Genomic DNA, 25,977 nt, shown 5'->3' on the forward strand with positions numbered 1-25,977 from the left:
AGCCCTTTCGCGACGCAAGGCCGCTCCTACAGGCGACGCGGTACCGCTGTAGGAGCGGCCTTGTGTCGCGAAATGAGGGCGCAGCCCTCATCTGCATACTCACAGCCACACACAATCCCAGTGAGAATACTCGCCAGCACGCTGTACCAGTCCGGCACGGATTGGAGTGGGTTTGGCAACCACGGCTTGTGGTTTGCGTTTCTCGGGTTCATGGCGTTGCGGGCGCTGACGTTGGGATGGGTGGGTTGGCGCCTGCAACGAAAAAGACTGTGGATTCACTGATGCTGGGGCTGCCTTGCAGCCCTTTCGCGACGCAAGGCCGCTCCTACAGGCGACGCGGTACCGCTGTAGGAGCGGCCTTGTGTCGCGAAATGAGGGCGCAGCCCTCATCTGCAGCCTCACAGCCACACACAATCCCAGTGAGAATACTCGCCAGCACGCTGTACCAGTCCGGCACGGATTGGGTTGGCTATGATGTATCGAGCAACGGCCCTGATGTCCTGCTCACGCCGTAACGCTCGGTCATGGAAGCCAGGTTGCCAGATACGACGCCTATCAGCTCCGGCTCGATAAAGCGCGCAACTGCTCCGAGATTTGAATGCGCACATCAATTCGCCAAGCGTTCCGTGGCCTAGCTCGATCAGCCAGTGCAGATGATCTGGCATCAAGACCCACGCTAGCGTTCGACAGCACGCTTCCTGATCGCTTAGCCGCAACTGTTGAATGGCGGCTCGGGCGAAAGGAAGATTCTTGAAGATTGGAGCGCGATTGCGGGTAACCGTTGTTAATAGATACAGCCTCCCCTGCTCCGAGTGGCGGCCTTTGCGCAAACGGTGATTGCCTTGACGGTCCATGTCGGTATCCCTTGAACATTGCGTTCAACGGTAGTCAGCCCCATGCAGCCGGGTACGTTTGTTCCTTTTCTTGATGTGACACCGGTGAGGGCTGCGCCCTCATTCGCGACGCAAGGCCGCTCCTACAGGGGTAGCAGGAGCGGCCGTGACAATCACGACGACAGGTAGGAAGACCGGGTCAGCCCCAGGCGCAATGCATCGAGGAACTGGGTACGCTCGCGGGCGCTGATCTTGGCGCTGGCCACCTTGTCGCGGTAGTGGGTCATCAACTCCTCCGGCGACAGGTGCACATAGCGCAACATGTCTTCGATGGTGTCGTGGGTCTCGATACCGGCGTGGAACACGCTGCCATCGGCGTTCTGGTAAATGTTCACCGAGTCGGTATCACCGAACAGGTTGTGCATGTCACCGAGGATTTCCTGGTAGGCACCGACCAGGAACACGCCTAGCAGGTAGTCCTCACCGTCCTTGAGCGAGTGCACCGGCATGCTGGTCTCGATGCTCTGCTCGTCGACGTACTGGTTGATCTTGCCGTCGGAGTCGCAGGTCAGGTCCTGCAGCACTGCACGGCGCAGCGGCTCTTCGTCCAGGCGGTGCAACGGGATGATCGGCAGCACCTGGCCGATGGCCCAGGTGTCCGGCAGGCTCTGGAACACCGAGAAGTTGCAGATGTACTTGTCGGCCAGCTTGTCGTTCAGTTCGTCCAGCACCTGGCGGTGCGAGCGCTGGCGGGCCTTGAGCGAGTTGTGCAGACGACGGCACACGGCGAAGTAGCACTGCTCGGCCAGGGCCTTTTCGGCCAGGCTGATCTTGCCATCGGCATATTGCGCTGCCACGTCACCCATGTAGTGCGTGGCGCGCCAGTAGGTCTCGGTGACCATCTCGATATCGGTCGGGCCGAGCAGGTCGGCCAGCCACTGCACGGTCTCGGGCAGGCTTTCCTTGTTCTCGATGGTCGGCACGTCGTCGTTGTGTTTCTCGACGTCGGTCACCTGTATCACCAGCATGGCGTGGTGCGCAGTCAGCGAACGGCCACTCTCGGAGAAAATGTGCGGATGCGGCAAGCCCTGCGCGTCGCAGAACTCCTTGAGCATGCCCACCACCACGCCGGCATAGTCGTCCATGTCGTAGTTGATCGAACTGGCGTTGCGCGAGTGGGTACCGTCGTAGTCCACACCCAGGCCACCGCCCACGTCGATATGGTCGACCGGCAGGCCCAGGGCACGCAGCTCGCCGTAGTAGCGGATCGCTTCCTTGAAACCGTGCTGGTAGTCGGCCAGGTTGGCGATCTGTGAACCCATGTGGAAGTGCAGCAGGCGGATGCCCTGGTCCAGCCCGGCATCGCGGAAGCGCTGCACAACCGAAATCAGCTGGGCAGCAGAAAGGCCGAACTTGGACTTCTCACCACCGGTGTCTGCCCATTTGCTCGAAGCCAGCGATGACAGGCGAACGCGCAGCCCCACCTGCGGCTTGACCTTGAGTTCGGCGGCCTCTTCGATAACCAGCGCCACTTCGGACTCTTTCTCGATGACGATGAACACATTGTGGCCGAGCTTCTGGCCCATCAGCGCCAGGCGAATGAACTCGCGGTCCTTGTAGCCGTTGCAGACGATGGTGCCGCCCTTAGGGGCCAGCGCCAGCACCGCCAGCAGCTCAGGCTTGGAGCCTGCTTCCAGGCCGATGGAAACGTTCTGCGTGGCGATGATGTTCTCTACCACCGCTTCCTGTTGGTTGACCTTGATCGGGTACAGCGCGGTGTACTGGCTCTGGTACTCAAGGCGCGCGATATTGGCATCGAAGGCACCGGTCAACTGGCGCACGCGGTCCTGCAGAATGTCGGGGAAGCGGACCAGCAGCGGCAGCGACAGGCCGCTCTGGCGCAGCTCATCGACCTGCTCGAACAAGTCGATCGGCGCGCTCTGAGGGCCGTTGGGGCGTACTTCGACGCGCCCGGCCTCATTGATGGCGAAATAACCAGCGCCCCAATGGCGGATACCATAAACACTGCGGCTGTCGGCCACGGTCCATTGGCTACCATCGTCTTTGCGTGTGCGTCGTACGGACATTCAAGTCCCCTATAAAGTCGAAAACACTGCCCCACATGGTGGCGGGCGCAGTGTAAAAGCTGGAAATGACGATTCATCCGTGCCCAGGAATAGACCCTGGTCACGGGAACGAGTTTAGAAAGCGCTGGGCAAAAAATCGCGTGATGGCCTCAGCCCCCGGACTTTTTCGCCTTGAAACCCTGTTTGGTCAGCTCGCCGATCAACAGCTCGACATGGTCGCCCTGGATCTCGATAACCCCGTCCTTCAGGGCACCACCGGTACCGCAGCGGCGCTTGAGGGTGGTGGCCAGCTCCTTGAGCTGGTCTGGCGGCAGCGGCACGCCGGTGACAGTGGTCACGGTCTTGCCGCCACGGCCTTTGCTCTCACGGCGAACACGGGCGATGCCGTCGCCTTCGGGGATGGTTTGCTGCTTGCAGATGCAGGCATCCACCGGCTGGCTACAGTCGGGGCAGTGCCGACCGGCGTCGGTGGAGAACACGAGACCGCCAAGGGCGGAAAAGGAAGAAGCTTTCTTGGCCACTTTTGTTCCTCTGTGCTGAGGACAAAAACTGGTCGGCATGAGCCGACCGCGAAGCCCCACTCTGGCAGGGGCGGCGCTACTGCCGCAAGATCCTGCAACAGCCCGAAAAGGGCGCGCAGTGTAACGATAAATCAGGTGATTGCTAAGTACCGGAATGCGCCATTTTGCGAAAGATTTGCGACCCATGGGACCCTGGGACCGCAAAGCGGCCCCAGCCTTAGCCAAGACTGACCTTGTACCGCTGCAGCGCCGCCAGCGAGTCCGGACAGTAGGGCTTGCTGAGGCTTTCTGCCTCAGCTTGGGCGAGGCTGATGAACCTCGCCTCGCTCACCTCTTCAGGCTGCAACCGCAGAGGCGCGTCCGACACAGCCGAATACACCGCGCACCACAACCGGTTGTCGGGCTGGTCGAAGTAGAACCGTTCGTGGAAACGCAACTCGGCGCCCTCGATGCCCAACTCCTCGGCCAGCTCACGGGCCGCCGAGTCGGCATACGCCTCCCCCGCCGCCACCATGCCGCCTGCGGCCACATCCCAATAGCCCGGATACAGCGCCTTGCTCAAAGTACGCCGGTGTACGCACAGCTCACCGGCGCCATTGAACAGCAGAATGAAGGTACAACGGCCAATCAGACCACGCCCGCGAAGCTCAGCCCTGGGCAGCGCTCCAAGCACCTGGTCGGCTTCGTCCACCCAGGCGACCAGTTCGCGGTCGGAAGCCGCCCGGTGGGCGGCCTCGTTAGGGCTTATTGCCATGTTCAACCCTGCGACAGCAGTTGACGCAGGTCGATGACCGCCGCATTGGCCCGCGAAATATAGTTGGCCATGACCAGCGAGTGGTTGGCCCACATGCCGAAGCCGCTGCCGTTGAGCACCATGGGGCTCCACAATGCCTCCTGCGAGGCCTCGAGCTCACGAATGATCTGGCGCACGCTGACGGTGGCATTCTTTTTCGCCAGCACGTCAGCAAAGTCCACTTCGATGGCACGCAGCAGGTGCGACAGCGCCCAGGCTTGGCCACGGGCTTCGTAGAATACGTTGTCGATCTGCAGCCAAGGCGTTTCCACCACCTCCTCGTCCACCTGCGGCGCCTGGCCAGCAACCACCGACTCGGTCTTCAGGGTGGTATTGAGCTTGACCCGGCCGACGCTTGCCGACAGGCGCTGCGACAGCGAGCCCAGACGGGTGGCGACATCGCCCAGCCAGTTGTTCAGGTTGTCGGCACGAGTGTAGAAGATCGCACCCTTGTCGCCTGCAGCCAGGCGGGTCTGGTAGCGGGCGAGCGATTTGATGCCCTCTTCGAACTCCGACTCACTGGATGGGAGAATCCAGCTCTTGTTGTCGAAGTTGAAACGCGGCTCGGCCTTGGCCAGGTCGGCGTCCTCGGTGGACTGCGACTGCGAGCGGGCGAAGTCTTTGCGCAAAGCGCGGGACAGGTCACGCACCTGGACCAGCACGCCGTATTCCCAGCTCGGCATGTTGTCCATCCACAGCCCCGGCGGGAAGCGGTCGTTGGAGATGTAGCCGCCCGGCTTGTTCAGCAGAGTACCGGCTACCGTCTTGAGCGTTTCGATGGTGGTGTAACCAATCACCATCTGCTGGCCATTGCGCTCGGCTGCTGCCTGGGCGTTCTGCTGCACCGGGAACAGCTCCGGTTCCTGGCTCCAGTACCAGCCCAGGCCGATGCAGACCAGCAGGTACAACCCGATCAGGGTTCCCAGGGCTCGGCTCCAGAGGCCACCCACATAGCTACGGGCGGCAGCACCGCGGCCATCGACACGCTCACGGGGCTCGGCCTTGGCCTCGCGGTTTTTCCAGTCCAGCATGGCTTTGTCCTTATCAGTCACGACGGTTCAGGGCTTTTGACCACAGGCCAATGCCAGGGTGCCACGGCAAGCCCATGTTGCTGCACTATAAAGCAGACACCACCGTACGCATAAGCGACCAATCAGTCAGCAACTGAATATTCGTCATCAACGCTTTGTTGATCCCGCGCACTCGCATGCCTGGAAAGAGCTGCTAGCATAGAGCCATCATCGCACCTGCATATCCCACTAATAAGTAGTCAGGACATGACCCAAGCCGCGGAGCCGAGCCAAGAGCGCCTCAAGCAGGAGCTCGATCACCTGCTGCAACGCCTGTCGCGCACTCGTTTGCGCAAGGGCGACCAACTTGATCAGCTGACGTTGCCACCTGCCCGCAGGCCGGTGTATCTGCTGCTGCGCGACCATGAGCGTGCCGAGCGTCTGGCCCAGCAGCTGGAATTCTTCGGCCTGAGCGTGCAACCGCTGTTCAGCGTCGACGCGTTGCTGGCGTCAGTGGCCGAGCAGGCACCATCCGCCATAGTCATGGATGTCGACTTCAGCGGGCCGGGATGCGGCATGCAACTGGCGGCACAGGCGCAGTCGGGTCTGGAGCAGCCGATCCCGCTGTTGTTCTTCAGCTTGCACGAAGCCGACACGCCAACGCGCCTGGCCGCAGTACGCGCAGGTGGTCAAGCATTTCTCACCGGCACACTGGAAGCCTCCAGCCTGCTTGAGAAGCTCGAGATCATGACCAGCACCGTGCCTCTTGAACCGCTGCGCGTGCTGATTATCGACGACTCGCGCACCCAGGCACTGCACACCGAACGCGTGCTGGGCAGCGCCGGCATGATCACCCGCAGCCTGACCGACCCGATCCGCGCCATGGCCGAGTTGGCCGACTTCCAGCCCGACCTGATCATTCTCGACCTGTACATGCCAGCCTGCTCGGGCCCGGAACTGGCCAAGGTGATCCGCCACAACGACCGCTACGTCAGCGTACCCATCATCTACCTGTCCGCGGAGGACGACCTGGACAAACAGCTCGATGCCATGAGCGAGGGCGGCGACGACTTTCTGACCAAACCTATCCGCTCGCGACACCTGATCACCACTGTGCGCAACCGCGCTGCCCGTGCGCGCCACCTCAGGTCGCGCATGGTCCGCGACAGCCTTACCGGCCTGTACAACCACACGCACATCCTGCAACTGCTGGAAGACTGTAGCTTTCGCGCCCGTCGCGAGGGCCAGCCGCTCAGCTTCGCCATGCTCGACATCGACCACTTCAAGAAGATCAACGACCGCCATGGCCACCCCATGGGCGACCGGGTCATCAAGAGCCTGGCACTGTTTCTCAAGCAACGGCTGCGCAAGACCGACTTCATCGGCCGCTATGGCGGCGAGGAATTCGCCATCGTCATGCCCAACACCGCACTGGATGCCGCGCACAAGGTGCTCGACGAGATTCGCCGGCGCTTCGCCGAAATCCTATACCCGGCACAACCCTGCGACCTGCAGTGCACTTTCAGTGCCGGGGTAGTGCAGCTGGACGATGAGCTCGATGCGTTGAGCATGGCCAGCACCGCAGATGAGGCGCTGTATCGGGCCAAGCATGCGGGACGCAACTGTGTGGTGCGGGTCGAGCCTTAGCTGGCCGGACCGCACCTGCAAGATAGCCTTAAGCCATCATCGTCATCACCCCGTCACAAAATAGCAATAACTTCAGGCACCTACCTCTCCATCCCCGCAGGAAGTTCGCGGCTATGCGCCTGAAGTGGCTGACCAATTTCAACACCCTGTTACTGGTGACCGTGTGTATCGCTCTGGGTGCGACCCTTTGGTGGTCCCAGCGTGCCCTGGAGCGCCCCTATCAATTGATGGAACGCTACCTGGGCCTGTCGCAGCAGTTCCAGAACCAGGCCGCGCGCAACATCCAGGCTTATCTTGGCAGCGGTGACGCCCTGCGCCATGCGGCGGCGCTGGAGGCCAACCAACAACTTGAGCAGGCACTGGCCGACTGGCCTGAAGAGCTGGCCGGCCAATTGCGCCCAAGCCTCGATACCCTGCAAGCCTTCACAGCCAACGAGCTGCTCGCGGCCGGCAAGCTGGCCGGCGACCCTCAAGCCCTGCTGTTGCAGGCCGAACGTGAGCTAGGCGCCAATTTCGAACAACTGTCCGGCTATGCCCGTGACAGCGCCAGCAGCGACGCGAGCCGTTATCTGCCGCCATTGCTCGACGCCAGCGTACACCTGGGCCGCCTGTCGCTGGCCCGTGACAAACTGGTCAGCAGCGGCCGCGCCGAGCTGGCCGACGAGGTGGAGCGCGAGCTGCAACTGATCCGCGCACAGGCTCAGGTCATCGACAACCTGCCGTTGCTGGGCGTGACCCGCGCCGCCGAATCCAACGCCGATGATTTCGCTGCCATGATGGGCCTGGAAACGCAGGCAGCCGGACAACAGGAAGACGTAGCCGTTGGCCTCAAGCGCGAACTGCAGAGCCTGCTCAGCCGCTACCCTGGCGAACTGCAACGCACCCGCGAACAGATCGAGCGGCGCACAACGCTGGCCGCCAGCACCAACGAACGGCTCGACGCCGTGCAAAAAGCCATCGCCAGCCTTGAGCCTGAAGTGCGGGGCCAGCACGCCCGTATCGCCAGCGAAGTGCGCCTTATCCAGGGCCTGATGATCGGCCTGATCCTGCTGATCGCCCTACTCATCGACACATTGCAGCGGCGGCTGACGCGTACCCTGACCGGTCTGGCCCCGGCCCTGTCGCAATGGGCCGAAGGTGATTTCGCCGCCCCCATCGCCCTGGGCAAGACCAACCGCGAGCTGCACGACATCCAGGAATCGCTCAACCGCCTGCGCCAGTACTTGGTGGAGCTGGTCGGCACCATCCGCCACAACGCCGAACTGGTGGCCGGCAGCAGCCACGCACTGGCCGGCATGAGCGCCGCCCTGCATGACGGCGCAGAGCGCCAGGCCGGTGACACCGGACAGATACGCGATGCGCTGGGCGAACTGGAAGCCACCATTTTGCAGGTGGCCGGTGATGCCAGCTCCGCGGCCGATGCCAGCCGCGATGCTGGCCGCGCCGTTGAGCAAGGCCAGACGGTGATCGGCCAGAGCCTCGGCGGGCTGCGTACGCTGGTCGATGAGGTGCAGGGCAATGCACGCATGATCGAACAGCTGGCCGAGGAGTCGGCCACCATCGGCGGTGTGCTCACCGTGATCAGATCGATCGCCGAGCAGACCAACCTTCTGGCATTGAACGCCGCCATCGAGGCCGCCCGCGCGGGGGAAATGGGCCGCGGCTTTGCCGTGGTTGCAGACGAAGTACGCTCGCTGGCACAACGCACCACAGGCGCCACTGGCGAGATCCAGGCCTTGATCGACCGGCTGCAGCAGGCGGCACGGGAGTCGGTGACAGGTATGCGGGCGCAACTGGAGCATGCGCAAGCCACAGCTGACCAGGCTCAGGCTGCAGATGGCGCGCTCGATGAGATCGTCAACGCGATCCGCACCATTGCCGATACCGCAGTGCGCATTGCCGACGTCACGGCGCAGCAGAGTGATGCGGTGAGTGAAATTCGAGGGCACAGTGAGCGGATTCATGAGCTGGGTGAAGACAACCTGCAGCGCATAGGTGAAGGGCGCGAGCAGGGCGAGCAATTGCTGACCCTTGGCGGCGAGCTGAACCGTGCGGTGCGGGCCTTCAGGCTGTGATCGTTTGCCTGCACTGCCCCCCAACCAAGGCCAACTCCGCTATCATGCCGGGCACGTTCCACCTCGCGAGTCCGCCATGCGCCGCCTGTTTTTCCTGCTGTTCCTGCTGCTGGCCAGCCCTGCCTTCGCCACGGGCCTGCTCGACAACCGCCCCAGCGCCACACTCGGCGCCGCCTCGCTGAGCAACAGCGCAGACTTTTTGCCCGTACACGAAGCCTTCAAGCTCAGTTTGGTCCAAGCCGATGCGCACACCATCAAGCTGCGCTTCCTCGCCACCGACGGCTATTACCTCTACCGCCATCGCTTCCAGTTCCGCAGCGAACCGGCAGACATCGCCCTGGGTTCGCCGAACATACCCAAGGGCGAGGCCAAGCACGATGAGTTCTTCGGCGACGTCGAGGTCTACCATGGCGTGCTCGACATCGAACTGCCGCGCACCGACACACGCGCATTCACCTTGCTAGTCGGCTACCAGGGCTGTGCCGACAAGGGCCTGTGCTACCCACCAGAGACCGCGCGCCTGAGCATCGACGGCGCAGGGGGTAGCACAGCCGACGCCCCCGCGACGGTCAGCGAACAAGGCTGGACTTGGAAATCATTGCTACTGTTCTTCCTCGCCGGGGTCGGCCTGACCTTCACTCCCTGCGTGTTGCCGATGCTGCCGATCCTCTCTGGCGTGGTCCTGCGTGGCCAGGTAGGCGGCCTGCGCGGCCTGGCCCTGTCGCTGGCCTATGTGCTGGCCATGGCCGCCAGTTTCGCCCTGTTGGGCGCGCTGATGGGCCTGTTCGGTGCAGGCCTGAACCTGCAGGCACGGCTGCAATCAGCTTGGGTGCTGGTGCCTTTCGCGCTGTTCTTCGTGCTGTTCGCACTGGCCATGTTCGGCCTGTTCGAACTTAAACTGCCACAGGCCTTGAGCACTCGCCTGGACACGCTCGCGCACCGCACCAAGGGCGGCTCGCTGCTGGGCGCAGCAGTGCTGGGCGTGCTGTCCAGCCTGCTGGTTTCGCCGTGCGTCTCGGCACCACTGGCGGGCGCCTTGCTGTATATCAGTGCCAGCGGTGACGCCTTGGGCGGTGCACTCAAGTTGTTTGTCCTTGGCCTGGGCATGGGCGCGCCGTTGTTGCTGGTTGCCACGGGGGGCGCGGCCTGGCTGCCGAAGAGCGGGCCTTGGCTGAACACCGTGAAAAACGCCATTGGTGTATTGCTGCTGGGCCTCGCCATCGGCCTGCTCAGCCGCGTGCTACCTGGGCCGGCGACTTTGTTGCTGGTCGGTTTCCTGAGCGTAGGCGTAGCCGTGTTCCTCGGGGCGCTGGAGTTCGTGGTCAAGGCGCCACGCCAACGTCTGGCGCAACTGCTGGGCCTGGCCCTGCTGGTCTACGGCCTGGCCTGCTGGTACGGCGCCCTCAATGGCCAGGGTGACCCGCTGCGACCATTGCCTGCGCCAGCGCCTACAACCAGCGGCAGCGGCCCGACAGCCTCGGTGGATGCCTGGCAAACCGTCACTGCGCCGGCTGCACTTGACGCGGCCCTGGCCGAGGCAAAAGCTGCAGGGCAGCCGGTCTTGCTCGACTGGTACGCCGACTGGTGCATCAGCTGCAAAGTCATCGAGCGTGAAGTACTCAACGCAGCGCAGGTCCAACCGCAACTGGGCGCATTCAAGTTGCTGCGTTTCGACATCACCGAAAGCAACGCCGAGCAACGTACCCTGCTCGACCGCTATCAGCTGTTCGGCCCGCCCGCGCTGTTGTTCTTTGCCGCGAACGGCAGCGAAATGACCACCGATCGGGTCATTGGCGAGATAAACGCCGCCGAATTTGCGGGTGTTCTGGCGCGCGTGCGCGGCAAACTCGGTCTATAACTTCCCGCGTGCCGGCATATTTCTGCGAACGAGTGACCAGATTTTAATATTTGGTCACATACTTCGCGCGAACCTCGGACATCGTGCTGGCTATTGCCGGGAACTGGACACTTGCCGTCGCTTTACGGCACACTCGCCGCGCTGTGTCGAATTGCCCTACAAATCCAAGGAATCTGCAGATGGCAACGCTACTGGTGCTTCACGGCCCCAACCTGAACATGCTCGGGCTCCGCGAACCGGGCCACTACGGCGCCGTGACCCTGGCCCAGATCAACCAGGACCTGGAGCAGCGCGCCCGCGCCGCAGGTCATCATCTGCAGTACCTGCAGAGCAATGCCGAGTACGAGCTGATCGACCGTATTCACGCCGCGCGCAACGAGGGTGTGGACTTCATCCTGATTAATCCGGCTGCTTTCACCCACACAAGCGTCGCATTACGTGACGCATTGCTTTCGGTGAGCATCCCATTCATCGAAGTGCACCTGTCCAACGTGCACAAACGCGAACCGTTCCGTCACCACTCCTACTTCTCCGATGTAGCCGTAGGGGTGATCTGCGGTCTGGGCGCCAGCGGGTATCGCCTGGCCCTGGAGGCCGCACTGGAACAACTGGCTGCCAACGCACAGCCCTGATGATAGAAGCCCTGGCCTGAGTGGGCCGGGGTTCGAGAAAAACGTTTCAGATACGTTTTTAACTTATGCCCCCTGACCGAACCTTTGGGAGTTGATGATTAATGGATATCCGTAAAGTCAAGAAACTGATCGAGCTGCTGGAAGAGTCTGGCATCGACGAACTGGAGATCAAGGAAGGCGAAGAGTCGGTCCGTATCAGCCGTCACAGCAAGACCCCAGCCGCTCAACAGTTCTACGCACCTGCGCCAATGGCCGCCGCGCCTGTAGCTGCTCCGGCCGCTGCTGCTGCCCCGGTTGCCGAAGCTGCCGCCGCTGCCCCGGCCCTGAAAGGCACCGTGATCCGTTCGCCAATGGTCGGTACCTTCTACCGCAAACCTTCGCCGACCTCGCCGAACTTCGCTGAAGTTGGCCAGAGCGTGAAGAAAGGCGACACCCTGTGCATCGTCGAAGCGATGAAGATGATGAACCACATCGAAGCCGATGTCGGCGGCGTTATCGACGCCATCCTGGTGGAAGACGGTCAGCCGGTTGAGTTCGACCAGCCGCTGTTCACCATCGTTTGATTCGCGGAGAGCCAACGATGTCTGGGAAGCTGGAAAAAGTCCTGATCGCCAACCGCGGGGAAATTGCCCTGCGGATCCTGCGTGCCTGCAAAGAACTGGGCATCAAGACCGTCGCCGTGCACTCCACGGCCGACCGCGAACTGATGCACCTGGGCCTGGCAGACGAGTCGGTCTGCATTGGTCCTGCTTCATCCAAAGATTCGTACCTGCACATCCCGGCGATCATCGCCGCAGCTGAAGTGACAGGCGCTACAGCCATCCACCCGGGTTACGGCTTCCTCGCGGAAAACGCCGACTTCGCCGAACAGGTGGAGAAGTCCGGTTTCGCCTTCATCGGCCCACGCGCCGACACCATTCGCCTGATGGGCGACAAGGTTTCGGCCAAGGACGCGATGATCAAGACCGGCGTACCGACCGTACCAGGCTCCGATGGCCCGCTGCCGGAAGACGAAGAGGTCGCCCTGGCGATCGCTCGTGACGTCGGCTACCCGGTTATCATCAAGGCCGCCGGTGGCGGCGGTGGTCGCGGTATGCGCGTGGTGCACAAGGAAGAGGACCTGATCGCCTCGGCCAAGCTCACCCGTACCGAAGCCGGTGCAGCCTTCGGCAACCCGATGGTCTACCTCGAGAAGTTCCTGACCAACCCACGCCACGTGGAGGTTCAGGTGCTGTCCGACGGCCAGGGCAACGCCATCCACCTGGGCGACCGCGACTGCTCGCTGCAGCGTCGTCACCAGAAGGTACTGGAAGAAGCGCCTGCCCCGGGCATCGACGAGAAGGCCCGCCAGGAAGTCTTCAAGCGTTGCGTCGATGCGTGCGTCGAGATCGGCTACCGTGGTGCCGGTACCTTCGAGTTCCTGTACGAAAACGGCCGTTTCTACTTCATCGAAATGAACACCCGTGTGCAGGTTGAGCACCCGGTCTCGGAAATGGTCACCGGTATCGACATCGTCAAGGAGATGCTCAGCATCGCCGCTGGCAACAAGCTGTCGATCCGTCAGGAAGACGTGGTGATCCGCGGCCACTCGCTGGAGTGCCGGATCAACGCCGAAGACCCGAAGAAGTTCATCCCGAGCCCAGGCAAGGTCAAGCACTTCCACGCCCCGGGTGGCAACGGCGTTCGCGTCGATTCGCACCTGTACAGCGGTTATTCGGTTCCGCCGAACTACGACTCGCTGATCGGCAAGCTGATTACCTATGGCAAGGACCGCGACGAAGCCATGGCGCGCATGCGCAATGCCCTGGACGAAATCGTCGTCGACGGCATCAAGACCAACATCCCGCTGCACCGCGACCTGGTGCGTGATGAAGGTTTCTGCAAAGGCGGCGTGAACATCCACTACCTCGAGCACAAACTGGCCAACCAGGAGTGATCGCGTTAGCGTGATGCTGCAAAGAACCCCGGCCCTGTGCCGGGGTTTTTTGTGGGGTTGTACTCAGGCCATCGGTTATGCGGTACCACGTCTACTGGCCCGATCGCCGGCAAAGCTGCGCCTACAGTCAGATCACTGCACTGAACAACAATGAAGGGCCTGCGGGAGCCGGCTTGCCGGCGATTGGGCTGCAAGGCAGCCCCTCAAGTCATCCACAAACACCCCGCACTCGCGTAAACTGCCAGCCTTCGTGCAGCCTCAGGCTGCCCCTCTCGATTTACCAAAGGTGCCCGCCATGCCTTGGCTGCAAGTACGCCTGGCCATCAGCCCGGAACAAGCCGAAACCTACGAAGACGCCCTACTCGAAGTCGGCGCCGTATCGGTCACGTTCATGGACGCCGAAGACCAGCCCATCTTCGAACCCGACCTCAACACCACGCCGCTGTGGTCGCATACGCACCTGCTGGCACTGTTCGAGGCGGACGCCGACCCTGAACAGGTATTCGCTCACCTGCGCCTGCTGACCGGCGCCGAGCTGCCGGAACACCAGGCCGAAGTGATCGAAGATCAGGATTGGGAACGCAGCTGGATGGACAATTTCCAGCCAATGCGCTTTGGCCGCCGCCTGTGGATCGTGCCAAGCTGGCACGAAGCGCCGGAAAAGGACGCAGTCAACCTGCTGCTTGACCCTGGCCTGGCCTTCGGCACCGGCACCCATCCGACCACCGCCCTGTGCCTGGAATGGCTCGACGGCCAACAGCTCGAAGGCACCCAGGTGCTGGACTTCGGCTGCGGCTCAGGCATCCTTGCCATCGCCGCATTGTTGTTGGGCGCACGCGAAGCGGTCGGTACCGACATCGACGTGCAGGCCATCGAAGCCTCGCGTGACAACGCCCAGCGCAACGGCGTCGCCGACGAGAAGCTGGCGCTGTACTTGCCCGAGCATATGCCGGCCATGCAGGCCGACGTGCTGGTCGCCAATATCCTGGCTGGCCCTTTGGTCTCGCTGGCGCCGCAGCTGTCCGGCCTGGTACGCCCAGGCGGCCTGCTCGCCCTGTCAGGCATCCTTGCCGAACAGGGTGAGGAAGTGGCCGCGGCCTATGCCGCCGACTTCGAGCTGGACCCGATCGTCGTGCGCGACGGCTGGGTGCGCATCAGTGGTCGCCGCCGCTAAGCGGGCCTAAAATACTTCTCTGCACAGCTCCCGGATCGCCGCATGACCGACAGTTTCGTCACCCAGTGCCCGCATTGCCAGACCAGCTTTCGCGTCACTCATCACCAATTGAGCGTGGCGCGCGGCGTAGTGCGCTGCGGCCATTGCCTGCAGGTGTTCAACGCGGCGAAGCAACTGCTGGAGCAGAACCGCGTCAGCGCCGCCCCGGCAGTGCCGCCGATACCGGCGGTCGCGCCCGTCACCGCGCCCGAGCCACCGGTCAGCGAACGCCTGGCCGCCGAGCCGCAAGACTGGGCAGCCACCGCGCAAGCCCTCGACGAACTCGACCTGGACCAGGAACTGGCCCGCCTCGAACGCCGTGGCAAACCAGACGAGCCGCGCCCTGCCGTCCCTGCCGATGCACTGCAGGCGCGGCGTGACGAGCCCGCCGCCGAGCCCCATGGCGACGAGCTGTTCGGTAATGCAACCGACGATCACCATGAACCGCTGGAAACCATCGATTCCACCCCGGTACTGCTGAAGCAGGAGCCAATGGACCCGGAGCCCGCCCCCGGCGATCGCACCGAGCCCACACTGGACGGCAACCTGGATCTGGACTTCGATGATGAACCTGCCACGCATCGGACTGCCGAGCGCGACAACGCGGACGACTTTCCCGAGCGGCTGGCGCCAGATGACGAACCCGTTCACGAAAAAGGCCTGAGCGCCCGTGATGATGACGATACGGATCTGCATCTGTCGGCGCACGATGACACCCCTGCCCCAACGCTGACCGGCGAGCGCCTTGAACCTGGCTTCGCTGCCAGGCCCCAGCGCCCGTCACGCAAGGAGCCGCTCATCGACGTGGTCGACGATCCTTTGCAACTGGGCTGGGAGAAGCCGCGCCCCCACTGGGGCAAACGCGTGGTCTGGGGCTTGCTCACCCTGCTGGCCGCCGGCCTGCTGGCATTCCAGTACGTGTGGTTCCATTTCGACGAAATGGCGCGCCAGGACCAGTACCGCCCGCTCTTCCAGCAGATGTGCCCGATGCTTGGCTGCGAGGTGCCCACACGCGTCGACATCGGCAGGATCAAGAGCAGCAACCTGGTGGTGCGCAGCCACCCCGACTTCAAGGGCGCGCTCATCGTCGACGCGATCATCTACAACCGCGCTCCCTTCGCCCAGCCGTTCCCCCTGCTGGAACTGCGTTTTGCCGACCTCAATGGCCAATTGATCGCCAGCCGGCGCTTCAAGCCGAGCGAGTATCTCTCGGGTGAACTGGCCGGCCGTGGCGAAATGCCCAGCCAGACGCCGATCCACATTGCCCTGGATATCCTCGACCCTGGCCCGAAGGCAGTGAACTACAGCCTCAGCTTCCGCTCCCCCGAATAAACGTCGAGCGGCAAGTTGCAAGCTACAAGAGAAGCGAGCCGACAACCGGTCTGCTTCTTCTTGCAGCTTGAAGCTTGGAGCTTGTAGCCCGAAGGCATAAGCCTACAACTGTTCAGAATTTATCCAAATCCATCTTTATCCGGTCACCGAGAGCGGGTATTATGCCAACCCTTTTTCGACTCCAATGATTCGGCCCCACAACAGGGAACACCTATGTCGGCGGTACGCATCGGCCCATACACACTACGCAACAACCTGATCCTCGCGCCCATGGCCGGGGTCACGGACCAGCCTTTCCGTACACTTTGCAAGCGCCTGGGCGCGGGCATGGTGGTGTCGGAGATGGTCAGCAGCGACATGAGCCTGTGGAACAGCCGCAAGTCGAGCCTGCGCCGCATTCACGAAGGCGATCCCGAGCCGCGCTCGGTACAGATCGCCGGTGGCGATGCGCAGATGATGGCGGCGGCGGCCAGGGCCAACGTCGAAGCTGGCGCCCAGATCATCGACATCAACATGGGTTGCCCGGCGAAAAAAGTCTGCAACAAAGCTGCAGGCTCTGCTTTATTGAGAGATGAAGCTTTGGTCAGCGAGATTCTCCACGCCGTCGTCGGCGCGGTGGACGTCCCGGTGACGCTGAAGATCCGCACCGGTTGGGACCGGGCGAACAAGAACGGCCTGAACGTGGCGAGGATCGCCGAGCAGGCTGGCATCCAGGCGCTGGCGGTGCATGGCCGCACACGCGCCGACCTGTACACCGGCGAAGCCGAATACGACACCATCGCTGCCATCAAGCAGGCGGTGTCCATCCCGGTTTTTGCCAACGGCGATATCACTTCGCCAGAAAAGGCCCGGGCGGTGCTGGACGCCACCGGCGTCGACGGTCTGCTGATTGGCAGGGCCGCCCAGGGGCGGCCCTGGATCTTTCGCGAGATCGAGCATTACCTGGGGACTGGCCAGCACTTGCCGGCCCCGCAGCTGGACGAAGTGGAACGTATCCTGCTGGAGCACCTTGCCGCGCTGCACGCCTTCTATGGCGATGTGATGGGTGTACGGATCGCCCGCAAGCACGTTGGCTGGTACCTGGCAACACGACCCGGCGGCAAGGAGTTTCGCTCCCGGTTCAACGCTTTGGAAGACACACAAGCGCAGTGCGCCAACGTTCGAGCGTATTTCAGCGAACGTCGACAGAGCCTTGAGACAGAGGACGGACAAGGGGTGGCCGCATGACGATGATGACCGAGACATTAGTGAGTGGAACAACGCCCGTGAGCGACAACGCCAACCTCAAACAGCACCTCAACACGCCGAGCGAAGAGGGCCAGACCCTTCGTGACAGCGTCGAGAAGGCGCTGCACAACTACTTCGCACACCTGGAAGGCGCTACCGTCACTGACGTGTACAACCTGGTGCTCTCCGAAGTCGAGGCGCCCCTGCTCGAAAGCGTGATGAATTACGTCAAGGGCAACCAGACCAAGGCCAGCGAGATGCTCGGGCTCAACCGAGGCACCCTGCGCAAGAAACTCAAGCAGTACGACTTGTTGTAAGCCAGAATCCCAATCAGAAAAGGCGGCTCCCTGAACAGAGGCGCCTTTTTTGCTGACTCCACCGCGTTATTGGAATCCGAAATGACCGACCAGACTACCCGCCTGCCAGTCCGCCGCGCCCTGATCAGCGTCTCCGACAAGACCGGTATCCTCGAATTCGCTCGTGAGCTGCAGCAGCTCGGTGTCGAGATCCTGTCCACCGGCGGCACCTACAAGCTGCTCAAGGACAACGGCGTGAACGCGGTGGAAGTGGCCGACTACACGGGCTTCGCCGAAATGATGGACGGCCGGGTCAAGACACTGCACCCGAAGATCCACGGCGGCATCCTCGGCCGTCGCGGTGTCGACGACGCCATCATGAACGAGCACGGCATCAAGCCGATCGATCTGGTCGCCGTCAACCTGTACCCATTCGAAGCCACCATCGCCAAGCCTGGCTGTGACCTGCCGACCGCCATCGAGAACATCGACATCGGCGGCCCGACCATGGTCCGTTCGGCTGCCAAGAACCACAAGGACGTCGCTATCGTGGTCAACGCCAGCGACTACGCCAGCGTCCTCGAAGGCCTCAAGGCCGGCGGCCTGACCTACGCCCAGCGTTTCGACCTGATGCTCAAGGCGTTCGAGCACACTGCCGCTTACGACGGCATGATCGCCAACTACATGGGCACCATCGACCAGGCCAAGGACACGCTGTCCACCGAAGCGCGCAGCGAGTTCCCGCGCACCTTCAACAGCCAGTTCGTCAAGGCTCAGGAAATGCGCTACGGCGAGAACCCGCACCAGAGCGCGGCGTTCTACGTTGAGGCCAAGAAAGGCGAAGCCAGCGTTTCCACCGCCATCCAGCTGCAGGGCAAGGAGCTGTCGTTCAACAACGTGGCCGACACCGACGCCGCGCTGGAGTGCGTGAAGAGCTTCGTCAAGCCGGCCTGCGTCATCGTCAAGCACGCCAACCCATGCGGCGTCGCCGTGGTGCCTGAAGACGAGGGCGGTATCCGCAAGGCCTACGACCTGGCCTACGCTACCGACACCGAATCGGCCTTCGGCGGGATCATCGCGTTCAACCGTGAACTGGACGGCGAAACCGCCAAGGCGATCGTCGAGCGCCAGTTCGTCGAAGTGATCATCGCCCCGAAAATCTCCCAAGCTGCCCGCGACGTAGTGGCTGCCAAGCAAAACGTACGTCTGCTGGAATGCGGCGAATGGCCGGCAGAGCGTGCGGCCGGTTGGGACTTCAAGCGCGTCAACGGTGGCCTGCTGGTGCAGAGCCGCGACAACGGCATGATCACCGCCGAAGACCTGAAGATCGTCACCAAGCGCGCACCGACCGAGCAGGAAATCCACGATCTGGTGTTCGCCTGGAAAGTGGCCAAGTTCGTCAAATCCAACGCCATCGTCTATGCCAAGCAGCGCCAGACCATCGGCGTCGGCGCTGGCCAGATGAGCCGCGTCAACTCCGCGCGCATCGCGGCCATCAAGGCAGAGCATGCCGGCCTGCAGGTGCAAGGTGCGGTCATGGCGTCGGACGCGTTCTTCCCGTTCCGTGATGGCATCGACAATGCGGCTAAAGTGGGTATCAGCGCCGTGATCCAGCCAGGTGGTTCGATGCGCGATGCTGAAGTCATCGCCGCTGCCGACGAAGCCGGCATCGCGATGGTGTTCACCGGTATGCGCCACTTCCGCCACTGATAGCAGCGGCAAGCTTTAAGCTGGAAGCTGCAAGCAAGAGCAGGCCAAGTTGCTCCTGCTTGCAGCCACAGCCCCTTGAATCCCTGAGTTGTGAGCATTTACAAGGATCAGCGCGAACCGCTTTTTCTTGACGCTTGCAGCTTGCAGCTTCTCCGAAGGAGCCTGTAATGAAAGTTTTGATCATCGGCAGCGGCGGCCGTGAGCACGCCCTGGCCTGGAAAGTCGCCCAGGACCCACGCGTCGAGAAAGTATTCGTCGCCCCCGGCAACGCCGGTACCGCCATTGAAGCCAAGTGCGAGAACGTTGCCATCGACGTCACTGCCCTTGAGCAACTGGCAGACTTCGCCGAGAAGAACGTCGACCTGACCATCGTGGGCCCCGAGGCGCCGCTGGTCATCGGTGTGGTCGACCTGTTCCGCAGCCGCGGCCTGGACTGCTTCGGCCCGACCAAGGGCGCGGCCCAGCTGGAAGGTTCCAAGGCATTCACCAAGGACTTCCTGGCTCGCCACAAGATCCCGACCGCCGACTACCAGAACTTCACCGAGATCGAGCCGGCCCTGGCCTACCTGCAGGAAAAAGGCGCGCCGATCGTGATCAAGGCCGACGGCCTGGCTGCGGGCAAAGGCGTGATCGTCGCCATGACCCTGGAAGAAGCCGAAGCCGCCGTGCGTGACATGCTCGCGGGCAACGCCTTTGGCGAAGCCGGTTCGCGCGTGGTGATCGAAGAGTTCCTGGACGGCGAGGAAGCCAGCTTCATCGTAATGGTCGACGGCCACAACGTGCTGCCAATGGCCACCAGCCAGGACCACAAGCGCGTGGGTGACCAGGACACCGGCCCGAACACTGGCGGCATGGGTGCCTACTCCCCAGCCCCGGTCGTTACCGCCGATGTACACCAGCGCGTGATGGACCAGGTGATCTGGCCGACCGTGCGCGGCATGGCCGAGGAAGGCAACGTGTACACCGGCTTCCTGTATGCCGGCCTGATGATCGACAAGGCAGGCAACCCCAAGGTCATCGAGTTCAACTGCCGCTTTGGCGACCCGGAAACCCAGCCGGTCATGCTGCGCCTGGAATCGAGCCTGGTGCTGTTGATCGAAGCCGCTTTCGCCAAGGCGCTGGACAAGGTCGAAGCGCAGTGGGACCCACGCCCAAGCCTGGGTGTGGTGCTGGCCGCCGGCGGTTACCCCGGCGACTACGCCAAGGGCGACGTGATCAGCGGCCTGGAGGCCGCAGCCAAGATCGAAGGCAAGGTGTTCCATGCCGGTACTTCGCTCAAGGACGGCCAGGTAGTGACCAACGGTGGCCGCGTGCTCTGCGCCACGGCCATGGGCAGCACAGTTGCCGATGCCCAGCAGCAGGCTTACCGCCTGGCCAAGGAAGTCACCTGGAACGGTAGCTTCTACCGTACCGACATCGGCTACCGGGCTATCGCCCGCGAGCGCGGTGAACATCAGCAATAACCTTACCGGATAGCCGCAGCGTCCTGCGCATGCGGCCTTCGGCTCGTCGACAGGGCCCCATCGGGGCCTTGCCTTCGACTTGGCGCGCCGCGCATAGTTACTACACGGCACATCAGCTAGGAAGGGATCTCGTAGTGCGTCGGCTTCGGATTGCCACAGCTCTGATCGTCAGCTTGCTGACCCTGCTCTGCCTGCTCCCGGCTTCGGCCGACCAAGGCGGAGGCTGGTCCGTTTTGCTCGACGTACAAGCCAACCTGCAATTGAGCGACGTCCGCTCGGATCGCTATCGCAACCAGTTCAGCCCTACTACCCTGAGCGACCTAGATGCCGCGCCGTCGCAACAGGCCCTGTGGCTACACTATCGCCTCGAACCAGGTGACCAGGAGCAACTGCTGCGGGTCTTTGCCCCGGACCTTTCGCGTCTGGACCTCTACGCCCTCGACGGAGACAGGCTGCTACGCCAGCTGCACCACGGGCGCCAGGCCGGCAACGCCAGCCCGACCCTGCGCGGCAGCGATCACGTTTTGCCCTTGCCAAACAGCCCGAAAGCGGTGGACATCTACCTGCGCCTGGTTTCCGAGCATCAACTGCGCCCGGCCATCAGCCTGGAGCCTGCGGCAGTCGCCGCTTCAAACCATGGCCAGCCGTTGCTGTTCGGCATGCTCTTCGGCGGCCTGGTCATGCTCATCCTGCACAACCTGATCCGCTTTCTGTACACCCGCTCCAGCACCACCCTGATCCTTGCGCTGTACCACGGGCTGATGCTGCTCAGCGGCCTGATCCTGCTCAACCTCAGCGGCCCCTGGTGGCACCTGTGGCACAGTGCGCAAACCCCGGCCGCCTATCTGACCCTGGTGCTGGCGGGCCTCGCGGGGCTCTATTTCACCCAGCACTTCTTCTCGCGCTGCAGTTCCCCGCAGCTCAATCGCTTGTTGCAAGGCGAAATGCTGGTGGCCGGAGTCAGCGGCCTGATCCTGCTGTTCGTGGATACCCTTCCACTCAACCTGATGACCTACGCCCTGCTGGCCCTGGGCAGTGTGAGCATGCTGCTGGTCAGCAGCTACCACTGGTACAAAGGTTATGCGCCGGCACGCCTGTTCAGCCTGGCCATGGTGGTGTTCAACCTGGGCGGGCTGGTGCTGCTGCCGGCCCTGCTCGGTCTGACCCGCACCTCGACGCCTTGGCTGCTGTGCATTCTGCTCGGTTTGACGGTGGCCAGCGGCCTGCTGCTCAACCTTGCGGTCAGCGAGCGCCTGCGGCGGATGAGCGAAGAGCGCTTCAGCGCCAGCCGCGCACTGGCGGCCAGTGATGCCGAAATCAATGCCAAGGCCGAGTTCCTGGCCAAGATCAGCCATGAAATTCGCACACCCATGAACGGCGTGCTGGGCATGACCGAACTGCTGCTGGGCACGCCGCTGTCGGTCAAGCAGCGTGACTACGTGCAGACCATCCACAGCGCCGGCAACGAACTGCTCACACTGATCAACGAGATTCTCGACATTTCCAAGCTCGAGTCGCGGCAGATCGAACTGGACGATGTGCAATTCGACCTCAATGCCCTGATCGAAGATTGCCTGAATATCTTCCGCGCCAAGGCCGAACAACAGAACATCGAGCTGATCAGCTTCACCCAGCCGCAAGTGCCACGGGTCATTAGCGGTGACCCTACGCGCCTGCGCCAGGCTCTCTCCAGCCTGCTGGAAAACGCCCTGAAAAACACCGACCAGGGCGAAATCCTCCTGGTCGTTGCACTGGACCAGCGCGGCGAGGTGCCGCGCCTGCGTATCGCCGTGCAGGACAGCGGCGAGCCGCTGCCTGCGGCCGAGCGCGAAGCCCTGCTGCAGGCAGAGCTGCACAGCCATCACTTCCTTTCCAGCAACAAGCTTGGCGGCCACCTTGGGCTGATCATCGCCAAGCAGCTGATCGGCCTTATGCAAGGCGAATTCGGCATCAAGAGCAGCACCAGCATGGGCAACACCCTGTGGCTGACCCTGCCGCTCGACCCCTCTCGCCTGGAGCAACCCTTGGCCGACCTCGACAGCCCATTGCGCGACGCCCGGGTGCTGGTGGTGGACGACAACGACACCTGTCGCAAGGTGCTGGTGCAGCAGTGCAGCGCCTGGGGCATGAACGTGAGTGCCGTACCCTCGGGCAAGGAGGCCCTGGCCCTGCTACGGACCAAGGCGCACCTGCGTGACTATTTCGATGCGGTCTTGCTGGACCAGAACATGCCGGGCATGACCGGCATGCAACTGGCGGCCAAGATCAAGGAAGACCCAAGCCTGAACCACGACATCCTCGTGGTGATGCTCACCGGTATCAGCAACGCACCGAGCAAGGTCATTGCCCGCAATGCCGGGGTCAAGCGCATCCTGGCCAAACCGGTGGCCGGCTACACGCTCAAGACCACCCTGGCCGAAGAGCTGGCCCAGCGCGGCCGCGAACAAACCGTGCCGATGCCCTTGCCAGGCACACCGCCCACCCACGAGCTGCCGGGCGACTTTCGCGTGCTGGTCGCCGAGGACAACAGCATCTCGACCAAGGTGATCCGCGGCATGCTGGGCAAACTCAACCTCGAACCGGACACCGCCAGCAATGGCGAGGAAGCCCTGCAAGCCATGAAGGCCCAGCGTTATGACCTGGTGCTGATGGATTGTGAAATGCCGGTGCTGGACGGCTTCTCTGCCACCCAGCAACTGCGTGCCTGGGAAGTCGCCAACCAGCGCCAGCGCACCCCGGTGGTGGCACTGACCGCGCACATCCTGGCCGAACACAAAGAGCGCGCGCGGCTGGCCGGCATGGATGGGCACATGGCCAAGCCGGTGGAGCTGTCGCAATTGCGCGAGTTGATCCAGTATTGGGCAAACCAGCGGGAAGCCAAGACCGATCCGCTGCATACTTCGTAGCCGATTAAGCGCTGTAGGAGCGGCCTTGTGTCGCGAAGGGCTGCGCAGCAGCCCCAGAATTTCAGCAGCACCACACGGAACGGGGGCTGCTGCGCAGCCCTTTCGCGACACAAGGCCGCTCCTACAAAGGACTCACCCTCATGCTTCATGAGTTGTTCAGTGTCTACCTGAAGATGCTGGTGCTCTACAGCCCGTTCTTCGTGCTGTCGTGCTTCATCAGCCTGACCCGTGGCCACTCCAGCAAGGAGCGCAAACAGCTGGCCTGGAAGGTTGCCTTCGCCGCATTGGTCGCCAGCGTGTTGCTGTACCTTTTCGGGCGGGCGATCTTCGGCATCTTCGGCATCACGGCCGATGCCTTCCGCATCGGCGCCGGCAGCGTGCTGTTCATCTCTGCCTTAGGCATGGCCCAGGGCAAACCGGCCGTGCAGGCCGACAACGTGCAGCAGGACGTGACCATCGTACCGCTGACCATCCCGCTCACCGTAGGCCCGGGCACCATCGGCGCCCTGCTGGTGATGGGCGTCAGCCAGCCGCACTGGGACGACAAGTTGCTGGCCATCGTCAGTATCGCGCTGGCCAGCTTCACCGTGGGCCTGGTGCTGTATCTGTCGCACGGGATCGAGCGCATTCTCGGCGATCAAGGCCTGCAGATCGTCAGCCGCCTGATGGGGCTGTTTGTCTGCGCCTTGGCGGCGCAGATCATCTTCACCGGCATCAGGGGCTACCTGGTCGGCTAGCCCTGCGACTCAGGGCGCAACAGGATACCAGCGCGGGGTATAGACCCACTGCCCACCCTCGGCACGGGCAAAGGTGCAGGTCGTGGAAGAACCGACCAGGACCATGGTACGCATGTCGACCATCTCTGGCGTCAGCTCGGCGAGGGTGACCACCCTGAGCGTCTGCCCCGGCCTGCCGATGTCACGCCCAAGCACCACGGGTGTATTACCATCCCGGTGCTGGCGCACGATCTCCAGCGCGCGCCCAAGCTGCCAGGGGCGCGAACGCGAGATCGGGTTGTAGAAGGCCAGCACCAGGTCGGCCTGGGCCGCCAGGTCCAGCCGATGCTCAATGGTCGACCACGGTTTGAGGTTGTCCGATAGCGACATCACGCAGAAGTCATGCCCCAGCGGCGCGCCCGCTTGAGCGGCAGTGGCCAGCGAGGCCGAAACCCCCGGCAGGATTTCCAGCTCGACACGATGCCAAGCGGGGTCAGTGGACCCGTGCAGCGCTTCCAGCACGGCTGCAGCCATGGCGAATACCCCCGGGTCACCCGAAGAAACCACCACCACCGAGCGTCCTTGTGCGGCGAGCTCGAAAGCATGACGCGCGCGCTGCATTTCTTCACGATTGTCGGTGCAATGTTGCACCTGGTCGTCGCGGAACGGCCCGGCCATGCGCACGTAGGTTTCGTAACCGAGAATATCCTCGGCGCGCGCCAGCTCGGCTTTGACCGCCGGCACCATCAACTCGGCGGCGCCAGGGCCAAGGCCGATGACGGCCAAGCGACCACGCCTGCGGCCCAGGTGGTTGACCTTGACAGGCACTGGTGACAGCGCAATGACCAGGCCCGTCTGCTCGATCAGACGCGCATCCGGCAGTGCTTCGGCGGCCATGCTGACAAGAGTGCTTTCTTTGGCAGCAAAACGCAGTGCGACACCCAGCACCTTGGCCGCTGCCTGCAAGGACGGTTCGGCCATGGCCTGTTCGGCAACCAGCAGGCACGCCAGTGACTGCTCGGCGATGCCCGCTTCACGCAGGGCATCGCTGACGCGTTCAACCAGATCAGGACCGCCCGCATCCACCACAACCACCACCGAACGAGGGTGGATCAGCAACTCGTCACGGCTGGCCGGGCGCGCAGTGCATCCCACATGAATGGTGCGCTGGGCGGCTTCACTGGCCGGCAATTGGGCCTGAGCCAGCCAAGGCGCATCGCCCTCGATACGTACGGCCTCCCCCGCCAACAGATCGGAGACGAAACGCTTGCCCTGTTCGATATCCGCCAGGGCGTAGCCCTCGGGTGGGTTCAACAGGCAGGTGCCGAAACGCAGCTCGCCGCTGGTGGTGATCGCCGCCGCCACGCCCAGCGCCTCACCGATCTCGCGAGCCATGACATTGACGCCGCTCAGCCCGCCAAGCAGCGGCACTACCGCACTGCCGTCCTCGGCAACCGCCAGCACCGGCGGCTCTGCGCCTTTCTCGCAAAGCAGGCTGGCCAGGCTACGGATGACGATACCCGCCGCACACAGGGCTATGATCGGCGTGTCTTGCAGATAAAGGGCGCGCAGCGTGTCGCCAAATGCCTCGTAATACTGGTCGGCCAGCTCGACCCGGCCGCTCAGGCCATGGATCGTCGCCTGTGGATAATGCTGCTGAATGCGCCGCGCGGTGGCCACGCTGCCAGCGCCGAGCACGATGATTGCCGGTGCCTTGTGCAT

The 25,977-nt window shown here is 63.0% G+C and carries 20 protein-coding genes; 14 read left to right on the forward strand and 6 right to left on the reverse strand.

What is annotated here, in order from left to right:
• Positions 1 to 398 precede the first annotated feature (398 nt).
• The 5 genes from JET17_RS23425 to JET17_RS23445 all read right to left on the reverse strand — a co-directional run bounded on the left by JET17_RS23425 (position 399) and on the right by JET17_RS23445 (position 5,265).
• Entirely contained in the window at positions 399 to 854 is a 456-nt protein-coding gene (locus JET17_RS23425; protein WP_012316397.1) for an REP-associated tyrosine transposase, read from the reverse strand.
• 152 nt (positions 855 to 1,006) lie between these two features.
• A complete protein-coding gene (speA, locus tag JET17_RS23430; protein WP_012316398.1) occupies positions 1,007 to 2,920 on the reverse strand; it encodes an arginine decarboxylase in 1,914 nt (637 codons plus the stop codon).
• A gap of 149 nt (positions 2,921 to 3,069) precedes the next feature.
• Complete coding sequence (locus tag JET17_RS23435) at positions 3,070 to 3,441, reverse strand: translation initiation factor Sui1 (protein ID WP_012316399.1); 372 nt, start codon at positions 3,439 to 3,441, stop codon at positions 3,070 to 3,072.
• A 217-nt stretch (positions 3,442 to 3,658) separates the two neighbouring features.
• A complete protein-coding gene (locus tag JET17_RS23440) occupies positions 3,659 to 4,195 on the reverse strand; it encodes an NUDIX hydrolase (RefSeq protein ID WP_012316400.1) in 537 nt (178 codons plus the stop codon).
• A 2-nt stretch (positions 4,196 to 4,197) separates the two neighbouring features.
• On the reverse strand, positions 4,198 to 5,265 hold the full coding sequence (locus JET17_RS23445; RefSeq protein WP_012316401.1) for a DUF2333 family protein: 1,068 nt from the start codon (positions 5,263 to 5,265) through the stop codon (positions 4,198 to 4,200).
• Positions 5,266 to 5,511: 246 nt separating this feature from the next.
• On the opposite strand from JET17_RS23445, the gene JET17_RS23450 reads away from it, so the two are divergent.
• From JET17_RS23450 to JET17_RS23515, 14 genes are all read left to right on the forward strand, one after another.
• Positions 5,512 to 6,891, forward strand: coding sequence for a diguanylate cyclase (locus JET17_RS23450; protein ID WP_012316402.1), 1,380 nt, complete (start codon positions 5,512 to 5,514; stop codon positions 6,889 to 6,891).
• Positions 6,892 to 7,118: 227 nt separating this feature from the next.
• Positions 7,119 to 8,966, forward strand: coding sequence for a methyl-accepting chemotaxis protein (locus JET17_RS23455; protein ID WP_420094559.1), 1,848 nt, complete (start codon positions 7,119 to 7,121; stop codon positions 8,964 to 8,966).
• Between the two features lie 76 nt (positions 8,967 to 9,042).
• The gene (locus tag JET17_RS23460) at positions 9,043 to 10,824 is read left to right on the forward strand and encodes a protein-disulfide reductase DsbD (protein ID WP_012316404.1); all 1,782 of its coding nucleotides are present in this window, start codon (positions 9,043 to 9,045) and stop codon (positions 10,822 to 10,824) included.
• 179 nt (positions 10,825 to 11,003) lie between these two features.
• Positions 11,004 to 11,456: a type II 3-dehydroquinate dehydratase gene (gene aroQ, locus JET17_RS23465; RefSeq protein WP_012316405.1), complete on the forward strand. Its 453-nt coding sequence runs from the start codon at positions 11,004 to 11,006 to the stop codon at positions 11,454 to 11,456.
• Between the two features lie 101 nt (positions 11,457 to 11,557).
• The gene (gene accB, locus JET17_RS23470) at positions 11,558 to 12,019 is read left to right on the forward strand and encodes an acetyl-CoA carboxylase biotin carboxyl carrier protein (RefSeq protein WP_012316406.1); all 462 of its coding nucleotides are present in this window, start codon (positions 11,558 to 11,560) and stop codon (positions 12,017 to 12,019) included.
• 17 nt (positions 12,020 to 12,036) lie between these two features.
• Positions 12,037 to 13,392 carry an acetyl-CoA carboxylase biotin carboxylase subunit gene (gene accC / locus JET17_RS23475; RefSeq protein WP_012316407.1) on the forward strand — a complete coding sequence of 452 codons (1,356 nt, stop codon included), beginning with the start codon at positions 12,037 to 12,039 and terminating at the stop codon, positions 13,390 to 13,392.
• 295 nt (positions 13,393 to 13,687) lie between these two features.
• Positions 13,688 to 14,566, forward strand: a complete 879-nt coding sequence (gene prmA, locus JET17_RS23480) for a 50S ribosomal protein L11 methyltransferase (RefSeq protein ID WP_012316408.1) — start codon at positions 13,688 to 13,690, stop codon at positions 14,564 to 14,566.
• 42 nt (positions 14,567 to 14,608) lie between these two features.
• Entirely contained in the window at positions 14,609 to 15,937 is a 1,329-nt protein-coding gene (locus JET17_RS23485; RefSeq protein ID WP_012316409.1) for a DUF3426 domain-containing protein, read from the forward strand.
• Positions 15,938 to 16,150: 213 nt separating this feature from the next.
• Positions 16,151 to 17,164, forward strand: coding sequence for a tRNA dihydrouridine synthase DusB (gene dusB / locus JET17_RS23490; protein WP_012316410.1), 1,014 nt, complete (start codon positions 16,151 to 16,153; stop codon positions 17,162 to 17,164).
• Positions 17,161 to 17,481: a DNA-binding transcriptional regulator Fis gene (gene fis, locus JET17_RS23495; protein ID WP_008093076.1), complete on the forward strand. Its 321-nt coding sequence runs from the start codon at positions 17,161 to 17,163 to the stop codon at positions 17,479 to 17,481. The genes dusB and fis overlap by 4 nt, the downstream gene beginning before the upstream one ends.
• A gap of 81 nt (positions 17,482 to 17,562) precedes the next feature.
• Entirely contained in the window at positions 17,563 to 19,170 is a 1,608-nt protein-coding gene (gene purH, locus JET17_RS23500; protein WP_012316411.1) for a bifunctional phosphoribosylaminoimidazolecarboxamide formyltransferase/IMP cyclohydrolase, read from the forward strand.
• A 167-nt stretch (positions 19,171 to 19,337) separates the two neighbouring features.
• Positions 19,338 to 20,633, forward strand: a complete 1,296-nt coding sequence (gene purD, locus JET17_RS23505) for a phosphoribosylamine--glycine ligase (RefSeq protein ID WP_012316412.1) — start codon at positions 19,338 to 19,340, stop codon at positions 20,631 to 20,633.
• A 134-nt stretch (positions 20,634 to 20,767) separates the two neighbouring features.
• Positions 20,768 to 23,539 carry a hybrid sensor histidine kinase/response regulator gene (locus tag JET17_RS23510; protein ID WP_012316413.1) on the forward strand — a complete coding sequence of 924 codons (2,772 nt, stop codon included), beginning with the start codon at positions 20,768 to 20,770 and terminating at the stop codon, positions 23,537 to 23,539.
• A gap of 140 nt (positions 23,540 to 23,679) precedes the next feature.
• Positions 23,680 to 24,276, forward strand: a complete 597-nt coding sequence (locus JET17_RS23515) for a MarC family protein (RefSeq protein ID WP_012316414.1) — start codon at positions 23,680 to 23,682, stop codon at positions 24,274 to 24,276.
• 9 nt (positions 24,277 to 24,285) lie between these two features.
• On the opposite strand, the gene cobJ is transcribed toward JET17_RS23515, so the two are convergent.
• On the reverse strand, positions 24,286 to 25,977 hold the full coding sequence (gene cobJ / locus JET17_RS23520) for a precorrin-3B C(17)-methyltransferase (protein ID WP_012316415.1): 1,692 nt from the start codon (positions 25,975 to 25,977) through the stop codon (positions 24,286 to 24,288).

This window comes from Pseudomonas putida (genome assembly GCF_016406145.1).
Classification (GTDB): Bacteria; Pseudomonadota; Gammaproteobacteria; order Pseudomonadales; family Pseudomonadaceae; genus Aquipseudomonas; species Aquipseudomonas putida_E.

Excerpts from the sequence above, each read along its gene's own strand:
- JET17_RS23425 (WP_012316397.1), bottom strand. The coding sequence starts at position 854 with ATGGACCGTCAAGGCAATCACCGTTTGCGCAAAGGCCGCCACTCGGAG.
- speA (WP_012316398.1), bottom strand. The coding sequence starts at position 2,920 with ATGTCCGTACGACGCACACGCAAAGACGATGGTAGCCAATGGACCGTG.
- JET17_RS23440 (WP_012316400.1), bottom strand. The coding sequence starts at position 4,195 with ATGGCAATAAGCCCTAACGAGGCCGCCCACCGGGCGGCTTCCGACCGC.
- JET17_RS23445 (WP_012316401.1), bottom strand. The coding sequence starts at position 5,265 with ATGCTGGACTGGAAAAACCGCGAGGCCAAGGCCGAGCCCCGTGAGCGT.
- JET17_RS23450 (WP_012316402.1), top strand. The coding sequence starts at position 5,512 with ATGACCCAAGCCGCGGAGCCGAGCCAAGAGCGCCTCAAGCAGGAGCTC.
- JET17_RS23455 (WP_420094559.1), top strand. The coding sequence starts at position 7,119 with ATGGAACGCTACCTGGGCCTGTCGCAGCAGTTCCAGAACCAGGCCGCG.
- JET17_RS23460 (WP_012316404.1), top strand. The coding sequence starts at position 9,043 with ATGCGCCGCCTGTTTTTCCTGCTGTTCCTGCTGCTGGCCAGCCCTGCC.
- aroQ (WP_012316405.1), top strand. The coding sequence starts at position 11,004 with ATGGCAACGCTACTGGTGCTTCACGGCCCCAACCTGAACATGCTCGGG.
- accB (WP_012316406.1), top strand. The coding sequence starts at position 11,558 with ATGGATATCCGTAAAGTCAAGAAACTGATCGAGCTGCTGGAAGAGTCT.
- accC (WP_012316407.1), top strand. The coding sequence starts at position 12,037 with ATGTCTGGGAAGCTGGAAAAAGTCCTGATCGCCAACCGCGGGGAAATT.
- prmA (WP_012316408.1), top strand. The coding sequence starts at position 13,688 with ATGCCTTGGCTGCAAGTACGCCTGGCCATCAGCCCGGAACAAGCCGAA.
- JET17_RS23485 (WP_012316409.1), top strand. The coding sequence starts at position 14,609 with ATGACCGACAGTTTCGTCACCCAGTGCCCGCATTGCCAGACCAGCTTT.
- dusB (WP_012316410.1), top strand. The coding sequence starts at position 16,151 with ATGTCGGCGGTACGCATCGGCCCATACACACTACGCAACAACCTGATC.
- fis (WP_008093076.1), top strand. The coding sequence starts at position 17,161 with ATGACGATGATGACCGAGACATTAGTGAGTGGAACAACGCCCGTGAGC.
- purH (WP_012316411.1), top strand. The coding sequence starts at position 17,563 with ATGACCGACCAGACTACCCGCCTGCCAGTCCGCCGCGCCCTGATCAGC.
- purD (WP_012316412.1), top strand. The coding sequence starts at position 19,338 with ATGAAAGTTTTGATCATCGGCAGCGGCGGCCGTGAGCACGCCCTGGCC.
- JET17_RS23515 (WP_012316414.1), top strand. The coding sequence starts at position 23,680 with ATGCTTCATGAGTTGTTCAGTGTCTACCTGAAGATGCTGGTGCTCTAC.
- cobJ (WP_012316415.1), bottom strand. The coding sequence starts at position 25,977 with ATGCACAAGGCACCGGCAATCATCGTGCTCGGCGCTGGCAGCGTGGCC.